Annotated in this window: 8 protein-coding genes and 1 pseudogene; 6 read left to right on the top strand and 3 right to left on the bottom strand. The window is 60.6% G+C overall.

Translation table 11 applies throughout. The features are described from left to right. Window positions 1–4 precede the first annotated feature (4 nt). Window positions 5–532: an NUDIX domain-containing protein gene (locus HNP00_RS22415; protein WP_184741926.1), complete on the top strand. Its 528-nt coding sequence runs from the start codon at window positions 5–7 to the stop codon at window positions 530–532. A gap of 33 nt (window positions 533–565) precedes the next feature. Continuing rightward, entirely contained in the window at window positions 566–2,068 is a 1,503-nt protein-coding gene (locus HNP00_RS22410; protein ID WP_184741925.1) for an NAD-dependent succinate-semialdehyde dehydrogenase, read from the top strand. A 1,360-nt stretch (window positions 2,069–3,428) separates the two neighbouring features. Here the strand turns inward: HNP00_RS22410 and HNP00_RS22400 are convergent. The 3 genes from HNP00_RS22400 to HNP00_RS23570 all read right to left on the bottom strand — a co-directional run bounded on the left by HNP00_RS22400 (window position 3,429) and on the right by HNP00_RS23570 (window position 5,056). Continuing rightward, window positions 3,429–4,508: a tetratricopeptide repeat protein gene (locus HNP00_RS22400; protein WP_184741924.1), complete on the bottom strand. Its 1,080-nt coding sequence runs from the start codon at window positions 4,506–4,508 to the stop codon at window positions 3,429–3,431. A 244-nt stretch (window positions 4,509–4,752) separates the two neighbouring features. Further along, window positions 4,753–4,878: a hypothetical protein gene (locus HNP00_RS23575; protein WP_260405133.1), complete on the bottom strand. Its 126-nt coding sequence runs from the start codon at window positions 4,876–4,878 to the stop codon at window positions 4,753–4,755. 52 nt (window positions 4,879–4,930) lie between these two features. Then, the gene (locus HNP00_RS23570) at window positions 4,931–5,056 is read right to left on the bottom strand and encodes a hypothetical protein (RefSeq protein WP_260405132.1); all 126 of its coding nucleotides are present in this window, start codon (window positions 5,054–5,056) and stop codon (window positions 4,931–4,933) included. A 568-nt stretch (window positions 5,057–5,624) separates the two neighbouring features. Between HNP00_RS23570 and HNP00_RS22395 the strand changes: the two genes are divergently transcribed. The 4 genes and pseudogenes from HNP00_RS22395 to HNP00_RS22380 all read left to right on the top strand — a co-directional run. Continuing rightward, window positions 5,625–8,597 carry a BTAD domain-containing putative transcriptional regulator gene (locus HNP00_RS22395; protein ID WP_184741923.1) on the top strand — a complete coding sequence of 991 codons (2,973 nt, stop codon included), beginning with the start codon at window positions 5,625–5,627 and terminating at the stop codon, window positions 8,595–8,597. A 314-nt stretch (window positions 8,598–8,911) separates the two neighbouring features. Then, on the top strand, window positions 8,912–10,585 hold the full coding sequence (locus HNP00_RS22390; RefSeq protein WP_184741922.1) for an ABC transporter substrate-binding protein: 1,674 nt from the start codon (window positions 8,912–8,914) through the stop codon (window positions 10,583–10,585). Window positions 10,586–10,682: 97 nt separating this feature from the next. Continuing rightward, window positions 10,683–11,625: pseudogene (locus HNP00_RS22385) on the top strand (ABC transporter permease). After that, window positions 11,603–12,471: ABC transporter permease (locus tag HNP00_RS22380; protein ID WP_184741921.1), on the top strand; the 869-nt coding region annotated here is incomplete at its 3' end. The pseudogene HNP00_RS22385 and the gene HNP00_RS22380, both read left to right, overlap by 23 nt.

Raw genomic sequence — 12,471 nt, 5'->3', positions numbered from 1 at the left:
CAAGATGAGTCTCGCAACCCTGTTACCGGAAAGCGAAGAAGCAAGCCCGCCCGCAGAATCCACGGCCCGTGAGGTAGTGGCTGTGATCATCGAGTGGCGCGGACGAATTGCCCTCTTCAAACGAAGCCAATCCGTCGGACACGACCGGGGACGCTGGCACTGCATTACCGGATATCTGGAGTCCGGAGCCACACCGGAAGAGCATGCTCTTGTGGAACTCCGCGAGGAAACAGGGCTGACCGACAACGAGCTGATCGATTTCCGCCAAGGGGCGCTGCTTCTCCTCGTAGACCAGGAAGGCAATCCATGGCTCGTGCACACCTTCACGGTTGTCACGCCGCGACGCAGGTTGACGATCAATGACGAACACGACGCCTTCCGGTGGGCGGCGCCTTCGAAGATCACCCGATTCAGCAATCGGGTGGCGTGGCTCGATGAGGTCCTCACTGCGGCTGAGCGGTGCCCCACGGCGGAAACTGGATCATCCAGCTCTTCAACGACCGGATCGAGGATGGAGATTTCCACACGATGACCAACGCACCAAGACCTTTGGAAGGAGCCCTCAGTGGCTGCAGGAAACACCGTTACCCTCGAGCGTGAAGCAGAACTCCTCGCGTCCGTCCCGACCGGGCTGCTGATCAACGGGCAGTGGCGTGAGGCGTCCGACGGCGGCACGTTCGACGTGAACGATCCCGCCACCGGGGACGTGCTCTCCACGTTGGCCTCCGCGACGAGCCAGGACGCTGTCGCCGCCCTTGACGCCGCCGACGCGGCCCAGGCCGCCTGGGCGCGCAGCGCACCCCGGGAACGGTCCGAAATCCTGCGCCGCGCGTTTGACCTAGTGACCGAACGGGCGGAGGACTTCGCGCTCCTGATGACCCTGGAAATGGGCAAGCCCCTGGCCGAGGCCCGTGGCGAGGTGGCCTACGGTGCGGAGTTCCTGCGCTGGTTCGCCGAGGAGACGGTCCGCGATTACGGACGCTACCTCACGAGCCCCGAGGGCAAGAACAAGATCCTGGTCCAGCACAAACCGGTGGGCCCGTGCTTGCTCATTACCCCGTGGAACTTCCCCCTCGCCATGGCCACCCGCAAGGTCGCCCCCGCCGTCGCCGCCAGCTGCACTATGGTCCTTAAACCCGCCAAACTCACCCCGCTGACCGCCCAGCTCTTCGCCCAGACCATGCTCGACGCAGGCCTTCCCGCCGGAGTCCTCAACGTCGTGGCGTCCGCCAGCGCTTCCGGGATTTCCGGGCCGCTGCTCGCAGACCCCCGGCTCCGGAAGGTCTCTTTCACCGGCTCCACCCCGGTGGGCAAGCGTCTCATGGCCGACGCCGCGCAGAACGTCCTGCGTACTTCGATGGACCTCGGAGGCAACGCGCCTTTCATCGTCTTCGAAGACGCCGACCTGGATAAGGCCGTGCAAGGCGCGATGGCCGCCAAAATGCGGAACATGGGCGAGGCCTGCACCGCGGCCAACCGCTTCCTCGTCCAGGCATCCGTCGCCCAGGAATTCACCGCCAAGCTCGCCGCGGCCATGGGCGCCCTCACCACCGGCCGCGGCACCGCACCGGACTCGACGGTCGGCCCGCTCATCGACGCCCGCGCTCGCGACGAAGTCCATGCCCTCGTAAGTGCCGCCGTCGACGCCGGAGCCGTCGCGGTCACCGGCGGTGCACCCGTGGATGGTCCCGGCTACTTCTACCCGCCCACGGTGCTGGCCAACGTCCCCAACAATGCCGAAATCCTGCGTACCGAGATTTTCGGTCCCGTCGCGCCGATAACGACTTTCAGCACCGAGGAACAAGCGATCGCCTTGGCCAACGCCAGCGAATACGGTCTCGCCTCATACCTGTACACCAGCGACTACGCTCGCATGTTCCGCGTAGCCGAGCAGATCGAGTTCGGCATGGTCGGCTTCAACGCCGGCGTCATCTCTAACGCCGCAGCACCCTTCGGCGGCGTCAAGCAATCCGGACTCGGCCGCGAGGGCGGCGCCGAAGGCATCGCCGAGTACACAACCACCCAATACATTGGCATCGCCGATCCCCATGCCAGCCAGGGTTCGTGACCGGCTTCGAGATCAACGACGAATTTTCGTGAAACCCGGGCGGCATCGGCCAGCGCCTGTTGCGAAAGCCCTTGTTCCTTACGGCGGGAACCGATAAGGCCACCGGCCCTCGCGGGGTGTCGATGCTGTTGGCATCTGCCATGTGTCCTCCCACGTTGGATTCCATTATGTTACCGAACGGTATCGTGCGCCGTTTCTGACTGCTCTTGCCGCCCCGGTTAGTGTGCGGTCACGCCGGTTCCGGCCATTCAAGCCATGAGATGGTTGAAAGGAGTGAAGACCGCGCCATGCCATCCATCGAATTCCAGCCCGTTTCTTTTTGCTTCCATCGGCCTTCGGTCGCCGCCGCGATCGGCTTCGTCCCGGCGCGATCCTTGACAGCTGGCCATCGGGACCTGATTCAGTTTGGGCGTGATGCAGAATTATCGCGCCTCGGCAGGCGCGGCAATCGTCTGGATCTTGCAGCAAAGTGGCCAGAAAAGAAGGTGTGTACAACGTACACACCCTGGGGTGTCGGAGTCGGCCGTATATCGGCCGGACTGGCTCGTATTGGCTATGTTTTCGGGGGAGGGGCGGGATATCAAGGGGAGGAATGCGGTTCGAGTCCCACCTCGGGCACGTTTTCCCATGTCAGGGGCCCTTTTTGGGCCTCTGAGTGTGCACAAATCATCTCTTGGTGTGTACAGCATTATGGAGTTTTGGTGGTGGCCCTTGTTGTGGCCGGCTTTCTCCTTTCCTTTGCCGTGGTCCGCCGTTGGGGTGATCAGCACTTCTCCATGGGTGGTCCTGGTCCTGGCGCATGACGAGGATCAAGCCGTTTCCGGCTTCTCTTTCCGAGAGTCGTGTCGTGTGCATTTGGTTCCTCTTCCCTCTGCTGGCGCGTGCCCTGTTGTTGTTTCCTGCTTGTTCATGGCGACTGGGATCTTTGGCGACATGACCTGAGCAGAATTGGTGCCGGTTCGCTCCTCCGGGTCGGATGTTGCGCATCTACTCCTTGTTCCGCTCCTCATGTGCCGTGCGGCTTGTGTGGTCTTTCATTTGTTCATGGTCGCTCGATCGGGTGGCAACATGACTTGGGTCGAGCGGGTGTGCGTGTCGCTCTTCTGTGATCCGCGTCGAGTGAATGGGGGTCCTTGTTCCTGTGTCTGAAGGTGGCGCCTTCGTGGTCTGTCATTCGTCCATGGGGCGTGGGATGGCAGGCAACATGACTACCCGAAGCAATGCCAGGCTATTTTCCGGTGTGGGGGACGGATCGTTTGCACTGAGCCTTCTTTTCCCTCTGTCGTCGTGGGGCGCGGGCTGGCACAGCGATCGGCGCTTGGGCGATTGTTTGCGGGCTTGGGTTCGTTCTTCTGAGGCGCTACTCCGCGAGCCCACGTTGGTTCTGAAGGCAAATGAGCGTGCTCGGATGGTTTCCCCCCAGGGTCTGGCTGAATATCTCGATGGCCTCCTTGTAGCAATTCGCCGCCGCCCACTTGCGACCTGTATCGGTGTACACAGTTGCAAGGTTGTTCAGTATTACGGCGATTTCCGGATGGTGATCTCCGAGGAGGTTACGTTTGATCGCCAAGGCTTCGTCGAGTGCTGCCTCGGCAGATGAATACTCTCGCCGGGTTTGATAGATCGCAGCGAGACTATTGAGTTGGACGGCCACTTCGTAGTGGCTGTCGCCGTAGCGTGAGCGCCAGTAAGCGAGTGCCTCGGACAGGACCAATCCGGCTTCCTCAAAGCGCTCTTGCCCCGCAAGGACAGAGCCAAGGACGGACAAATCGGCGGCGAGTCCGTCAAGGTCCGGAGGAACGGCGCTGCGCCGCAACCGGACCGCTTCATGCGCCGGGTCGTCAGCTTGATAGAAGAATCCCTGGGCATAGGCCAGGCCTGCAAGATTGTGGTGAATACCCGCGAGCTGTGCCGAGTTGCGTCCTCCGTTCTTCCTCAGCAACTGCAGGGCATCATTGTAGCGGCGGGCTGCCTCCGCATAGTCACCGAGATCCTTCGCCAGGATCCCAAGGGCATTGAGCGGGCCGGACGGCAGCACCGGTGCGTCTGGGACATGCTGAGAGATTTCCAATGCACGGGTCAGTGTGGCCAGCGCTTCACTGAATCGTGCAGTCAACCGCTGTGTGTTTCCCTGATGGACAAGGACTTCGACGAGCCATTTGTCCCTACGGTAGCCAGGTTCGGCCTGCTCGAGAAGGGTCAGAGCTTCGTCGCATCGACTGTGTGCCTCGTCGTGTTCTGCTAGACCGGAAGCGAATTGTGCGAGGGTCACCAGGGTCGCGACGCGGTCAGCGGCTTGGGATAAGCGTTTTCCTCGAGGCGGAGGCAATAGCTCCAGTGCGCGGAGCGCTACTTGACCTGCACGTTCACCTTGACCAGCCCTCCAGAGGGAGCGGGCTTTGTTGTGCAGCCGTCGCGCCTTGATGGCTGTCAGTATCATCTAGATCCCCTCCCGTTGTCGTCGCCGGCCCCTGCCCTCAGTGACGATGCTGAGGGCAAGGGACTGGGGAGGTCGATGATTGGCGACTGCGGACCGGGTCGCAATGGTTGATTGCCACTCCTGCGGCTGCTGGGCCGGCGGTTGCGAAGCCGATGACGGCTATCAGTGAAAGGGCGCTCGTCCAAATTCTGCGGAAAATGATGCGCTCCAGGTCCTGTGGCAAATAATTGGGTTGGCCCGAGTGTCAGCGGACGATGAGCGGTTCACAGTGGTTGAGTCTTTCTCCGGCAGTTGCGGCGCCCGCGGTAGCTGCGGCGATACCGACCGAGGTGGCGAGAAGGATGGCTGTTGTCCAGATTTTGCGGAACATGACGATCTCCTATCAGGTGATGAGCTTGGATTTGGCGGAGCGCGACGCGGGGTCAGCGGCGGTTTGGCGGTTCGCAGTGGTTCGTCTGTAGCCCGGCGGCTGCTGGTCCGGCAGCGGCAGCGGCGAAACCGAGGGCGGTGGCGAGAAGGATGGCTGTTGTCCAGATTTTGCGGATCATGACGAACTCCAGATGAATGTCGGCGGGTGGTTTTGCTGAAAAGGGGCGGCGCGCGCTGCGGGCCGTCAGTCCAGGCAGTCTGGCCAAAGATTCTGACCCCAGCTTTCATGGTGATCTTTTATCAGTGTGGTCCGCCGCTCAGTGCTTGATGCTGACCCCGCGAGCGGGTAATGGACTCGGGCTGCCTCCACATAAGTGCTCCCGTGCGACGGTTTGCTGATCCCGGAAGTTTCTACTCTTTTCATGATCAGAATCTCCTCTTGATCACCTAGTGCCTTCGGATCGGTACGACTTGTATCGGTCCTTGGTAATAGGGTCGCTCCGAGGGCTTAAGCGAGCCTTAATCCGACTGGCCGCGAACACCTAGCGATCTAGGCGGTCGGCGAAGTGGTGTGTTTCTGGTTTCACGGATCGTTTGCGAGCCGGGGCTGGCCTTGAAGGGCACACACTGGACCCTCTATCGTTCGCAGGGCATCATTGGGATGAAGCGGCGGACCTTCAACTCCCAATCTCAAATAAGCGGTGAGTCGGGTGGGTGGCAGGGTCGACCGGTGAGGGGTGCAATGCGATGAGTGCGCTTTGGATACGGGTCCTACGTCCGTTGGAGATTGTCGTTGACGGATTGCCGGTCGCAATACGCGCCCGTCAGCAGCGAATCGTCCTGGAATGCCTTGCACTAAGGGCCAATTCGGTCGTGACATCCGATTTCTTGGTAGAAGCTCTCTGGGCCGATAACCCGCCCGCAAAGCCGGGCCCGCAGTTGCAGGTGTACATATCGAGTCTGAGACGCATGCTGGAACCTAGCCGGCCGACGAGCGTTCCATCCCAGCGTCTGGCGAGCCATCCCGGCGGTTACGTGCTGGCTGTAACAGAGGACGAGCTCGATTTCCTTCGATTCCGCGAGCAGGTGGCTGCCGGTGGACTTGCAGTGCAAGCCGGGGATCTGCTCGGAGGAGCCGATAGTATTCGCCAGGCAGTGGAGCTCTTCAACGGACCAGCCTTTCCTGATCTGGCCGATCTCGAGATGCTCCGACCAGAGTTGGATGAGTTGGAACAAACGCGGTTGGACGTCTTCCAGGACCTGATGGACGTTGAGCTAGCGCTGGGTCGGCACGGCGCGCTGGTGGGCGAGTTGCAGTCGTTGGTGGCCCAGCAGCCGTATCGGGAGCGGTTGTGGGCGTCGCTAGTGCTCGCGCTATACCGCTCCGATCGGCAGGCCGACGCGCTTGCAACCTGCCGCAGCGCCCGCAAGGTCTTCATGGAAGAACTGGGCATCGATCCAGGATCGCGTCTACGACAATTGGAGCGGTCGATTCTTCAACAAGATAGTTCAATCGCAGCACCTGCCGCTGATGGGCATCGCAGGATCAGGCAACGACTGGACAACCTTCCGTCCGATCTTACGCCACTAATTGGGCGAGATGCGGAGCTGGAAGCCCTGCGCGCCCTGTACGACGCCGAAGGATGGAGGCTGGTCACCCTAACGGGGCCGGGCGGGAGCGGAAAAACTCGGCTGGCGATGGCGGCCGCAAGGCACCTCGGCCCGCAAATGGCTGACGGCATTTGCTGGGTCAACCTTGCCCCGCTTACTCAGATAGAGCAAGTGCCAGCAGCTATAGCCACCGCGCTTGGCTTGGACAACTGGGCAGGTGTCGACCTGCTAAAGATCTTGATTGGTTTCCTGCGGTCCCGCCAGCTGTTGTTGGTGCTGGACAACTTCGAGCAACTAGATGAGGCATGGCCGGTGGTGCTCGACATGCTCACCTCTGCGCCCGGAGTGCGCATCCTGGTAACCAGTCGACGACCTCTTGGACTGCGCGCAGAGTACGAATACGAGCTCGCACCCTTGGCTCTCCCACCAGTCGACCCGCCGCTGACGCCGCAGATGCTGCAGGAAGTGCCAGCCGTGAAACTCTTTCTGACACGCGGTCGCGCCGCCCGTCCGCAGCTAAGGCTCGACACCAGCAACGCCGCCGTCGTATCGCAGCTTTGCCGTCTCTTGGACGGTCTCCCTCTGGCAATCGAACTGGCCGCAGCCCAACTGCGGCATCGTAGCGAGCAGTCGCTCCTTGACGATCTCGAGATCAGTCTTGCCGCACTCCCCGCAGCGTTCCGCGATCTCCCGGAACGTCAGCGGACACTCACCGCGACGATTGAATGGAGCTATCAGCTACTCGGCGCCGCCGAACGGCAACTTTTCGATCAGCTCGGAGTCTTCGCCGCTGACCCCACAATCGCGGCGATCAGTAGTATCTGCGGATTAGCTCGCGAATTAGAGGACGTGACCGATGACCTACTTACCGTACTCGCACGCCACAGCCTGCTCCGTCGCTACATCGACACCTCGGGGGCAACCCGGCTGTCGATGCTACATTCGATCCGGGAATTCGCCCGCGACCGCCTCAGATTACATGCCGATGCGGCAACGGTGCGGCGCCGGCATGCCGAGTTCTACCTTTGCCTAGCCGAAGCCGTCGGCCCACGGCTGTGGGGACAGAATCAAGTGGAGACTTTCCAATTGCTACATGCCGATGCGCAGGATCTGCGCGCCGCACTCCTATGGGCCACCGGCACGGACGGCTCCACTGACATAGCGCTGCGGCTGGTCGGACAACTGTGGCGCTATTGGGAGCTCACTGGAAACGTCGCCGAAGAATGCGAAATCGCACTCAAGCTGCTCGCAGACGCTCGGGATGTCCCGGCGAAACTTAAGGCTCCCGCCCTCAGCGGAACAGCCACACTGTGCTGGATGCTCGGTCGCAACGACGAAGCCACCGACCTTCACAACCAGTCACGCCAAGCATTCCTGAGCGCTGGCAACGACCAGGGCGTTGCTTGGGCAACGATGTGCCTAGCTACACAGGCGGCCGAGCGAGACGACACTATCACTGCTCAGGGACTCGCGGCAGAAGCATTATCGCTGCCGAGTGCAAGCACTCGGACACGTGTCGCGTCCTTGATTGTTCTGAGTCTGTTGGCGTTCTACTCAGGGGACTTCGCCCGTTCCCTCGATCTGTGCCGCCAATGCGTTGAACTCGCCCGACCGCTCGGCGATCGTGCTCTCCTTGCGAACACCTTGCTCAATCTGGCCGACAGCACAGAGCAAGCGGGCGACTACGACACAGCAGAACACCTCATCTACGAGGCAATCGACGCGACTCTTGAGCTTGGTGCACAGGGCAATGTCGTGGCCCTCCTCGAGTCACTTGCGGGGGTCTACATCGAACAACACCGCGTTGAGCAGGCCATCCGCGTGCTTGCAGCCGCCGATGCTCACCGTATAGACCGAGGGCGTCCACTCTTCGCCGCCGAACAGCGACGCATCGAATCAATCATCACTAGGGCGCGGTCCCAAGCCGGACCTATCCAATTCGGTCTGGCCTGGTCAGGTGGACACATGCTGACCCTCACCCAGGTTGTCCGCGAAGTGCTCCACATCGAACAGGAAAGTACACAGCAGGAACTAGCAACGGATCAGCATATTCCCGCAGACTCCGGCCCGGCCGCCACCGTGACCCTGAACGCTGCGCCATGGGAATGATCCTCGCCTGTCAGGACGAGTCCCACGTTCAAGGACGATACGAAAACATCTATAACCGTGCCGCTGGGTATATTCGGCAAGACGGTTTGCGAGGATCACCCGAGCACAGCCGGCCGCATTCAGAACCGCTAAAACATTGGCGAGGACCCTTTGCGAAACACCCTAAGCATAGAATCCGGTTTCGAAAAGCCTTCCTAAGTTTGGACCCCATGAGACTAAAATTAGGTCCTACGCAGGTCACCTCGCACGACTAGCGCGAGCCAAAGCTTCCGCACGAATGGCCTTGGCCACTCCAGCGGCATAGAGGAGGCGGAATGCGTTTCACGCGCATTGCTACGGCTTTGGGTATGGCGGCGATCGCTTTGGTTGCCCTGACTCAATGCGACGGCGGCAACACGGGTGGCGGTACCTCCAGCGACCCAAGCCGAATTATCACTGCCTACAGCAATGAGCCACAGAGTCCACTGTTGCCCGCAGACGCAAACGAGACTTTTGGTGGCCGGGTGGTTGAATTACTGTTCGAAGGTCTCCGGGCGTACGACTCGGATGGCAAACCAGTCAATGCATTAGCTGAATCAATCGAGACCGCTGACGCTCAGAACTGGAACATCAAAGTCAAGAAGGGCGAGAAATTCACCAACGGTGAAGAGATCACGGCAAAAACATTTGTGGACTCGTGGAACTTCGCCGCTCTCAGCACCAACCTGCAGATTAACGGTTCGTTCTTTGAATCTATTGAGGGGTACAACGCCGTGAGCGCCGTCCAGACGTCGATCGGCGCCGACGGTAAAACCACCACGGTGCCTGCTCCAACGGCCCAGGTTATGTCCGGCTTGGTGCTCAAGGATGACTCGACGATTTCTGTAAAGCTCGCCCAACCGGAAGCAGATTGGTCAACGCGCCTCGGCTATTCTGCCTTTTATCCTTTGCCATCGGCGGCGCTGAAGGACCCAAAGACCTACGGCGAGAATCCCGTTGGTAACGGCCCATACAAATTCGCCAAGACGGGCGCATGGGTTCATGATCAGTCCATCTCCCTGGTCAGGAACGATGCGTACGACGGACCGCGCAAGGCTAAGAACGGCGGAGTCACGTTCAAGTTCTATACCGATCCAGGCCCAGCCTACGTCGACCTGCAGGCAGACAACCTGGACCTAACCGACGTGGTACCATCCAACGCTCTCAAAACGTATAAAACAGACTTCCAAAACCGGAATGCGGCCAAGCCTGCCGCATTGAACGGAATACTGAACATCCCGCCCTACAACCCGAACTTCCAAGGCGAGGCGGGGAAGCTCCGCCGTCAGGCGCTCTCTCATGCGATCAACCGCGAGGAAATCTGCCAAGTGGTGTTCAGCGGTACACGAATCCCGGCTACGGAATTCACTGCGCCTGTCCTTGACGGCTACAGCGACAAGATCCCGGGCAACGATGTGCTGAGATTCGACCCTGCGATGGCAAGGGATCTGTGGGCTCAGGCTGAGAAGATCAAGCCGTATGACTCGTCCAAGCCGCTGCAGATTGCCTCGAACACGGACGGTGGCAACAAGGAATGGGTGGAAGCCGTGGCAAACGGGTTCCGGAATAACCTCGGCATCCAAGTCGAGATTCAATCCCTAGCCCGGTTTGCCGAGCTCCTAGACTTGCGTAAATCTCAGACTCTCCCAGGTCTGACCCCTAGTAGTTGGCAGGGCGACTACCCGTCGCTATATAACTTCCTTGGACCGGTATGGAAGACCGGAGCAGCGTCCAACTATGAGAGGTTTTCGTATCCAGAGTTTGACAGCCTGCTCGAGGAAGGTCTCCAAGCGAAAGACACGACCGGGGCGGACCTCAAGTTCAATCAGGCCCAGGAGGTGCTGTTCAAAGAACTTCCCGGACTGCCGCTTTGGTACGTCAACCATCCGATTGTGTGGAGCAACCATGTCAATTCGGCCGAGACGGGCTGGAATGGAGCCATTCTGTACTACAACGTTTCGCCCAAATAGTCCGCCGGATCTGAAGCTGCCGTGATGGCGTTAGGGTTCGGTTGCTCGCAAGCAACCGGGGTCTCTTCAGCATCAGCACTGGAAGGAGCGCCGCAAGTTGGTTCGTTACATCCTCCGGCGTTTGCTGCAGGTCATTCCTGTCTTCCTGGGAACCACGCTCCTCGTCTACTTCATGGTGTTTGCCCTCCCGGGCGATCCCATCCGCGCCCTATTCGGTGACCGGCCGCCCAGCGAGTCCGTCATTGCCGCGCTGCGCCAGCAATACAACCTCGACCAGCCGTTCTGGGTCCAGTACGGACTGTTCCTGAAGAACCTGTTCACCTTCAACCTCGGCGTCGACTTCACCGGCCAGCCCATCGCCGCGACCCTTGGCCGGATCTTCCCGGTGACCGCCATGCTCGCCGTCGAGGCCCTTGCCATCCAGGCCGTCTTCGGTGTGGCCTTCGGCCTGATCGCCGGCCTGCGCAAGGGGAAGCTCTTTGACTCCACCGTCCTGGTCGCTTCGCTCGTCGTCATAGCCGTCCCGACCTTCGTCCTCGGCTTCGTGCTGCAGCTCGTCGTCGGCGTGCAGCTTGGTTGGGCAAAACCGACAGTAGGATCCAACGCCGATTGGGGCACGCTCATCCTGCCCGCAACAGTGCTCGGCCTGGTGTCGTTCGCCTACGTGCTGCGGCTGACGCGCGCCTCGGTGATCGAGAACATGAATGCCGACTACGTTCGCACCGCTACCGCCAAGGGTCTATCGCGCCCTCGCGTGGTCCTGGCGCACATCCTGCGCAACTCCATGATTCCCGTAGTCACCTACCTGGGCGCGAACCTGGGCGGGTTGATGGGCGGCACGGTCGTCACCGAAGGGAATCTTCAACGTCCCTGGAGTGGGCAACAAGCTCTTTCAGGCCGTCCTGCGAAGTGAGGGGCCAACGGTATTGGTTATTGTCAGCGTGCTGGTGCTCGTCTTTGTGGTGGCTAACCTTCTCGTCGACCTCCTTTATGCGTGGCTTGATCCGAGGATCCGGTATGAAGAGCAATCATCAAAATAGCCACTTCGTGGCATCGGGAGATGACACCCCTCTGCTGCCCGCGGATTCCGTCAATGCAGGGCCAGTGCCACTTAGCTTCTGGGCCGATGCCTGGCGGAAGCTCCGGCGTCGGCCGTTGTTCATCATCTCCTCATTCATGATCTTGCTGATCACTGTTGTGGCGGTCTTCCCGGGGCTCTTCACCCAGACGGCACCGAATAGAAACTGCCTTCTGGCAAACTCGAGCGGACCGCCGATGCCGGGTCATCCACTTGGATTCACTTTCCAAGGCTGCGATATCTACTCCCGTGTCATCCACGGGACACAGGCGTCATTGGCAGTCGGGGTGTTGTCGGTCCTCGGGGACTTAGTTATCGGTGTGACCCTCGGCGCGCTCGCGGGCTTCTTCGGCGGCTGGATCGATACCGTTATTGCCCGCCTTGGCGACATCTTCTTCGCGCTGCCTCTGGTCCTGGGCGCCCTCGTGGTCACTCAGCTTCCGTTCTTCCGGGAGAACAAGAGCGTCTGGACCGTCGTTCTTGTCATCTCCATTTTGGCGTGGCCGCAAATGGCCCGCATTACGCGCGGCGCCGTGATCGAGGTCCGCAACGCCGACTTCGTCACCGCTGCACGCTCGCTAGGCGTCTCGAAGATCGGCACGTTGGTCCGTCATGTACTACCTAATTCCATGGCTCCCGTTGTCGTGCTGGCGACCTTGGATTTGGGTGTCTTCATCGTGACGGAGGCGACGTTGTCCTTCCTCGGCATCGGCCTGCCCGGCAGCATCATGTCGTGGGGCAACGACATTTCGGCGGCCAAGGATACGCTGCGCACCAACCCCGAAGTGCTGCTTTACCCGGCAACCGC

The organism is Arthrobacter sp. AZCC_0090, assembly GCF_014207375.1.
Taxonomy (GTDB): domain Bacteria; phylum Actinomycetota; class Actinomycetes; order Actinomycetales; family Micrococcaceae; genus Arthrobacter.
Note: the sequence above shows the minus strand (reverse complement) of the source record. Positions and strands in the feature narration are given on the sequence as shown.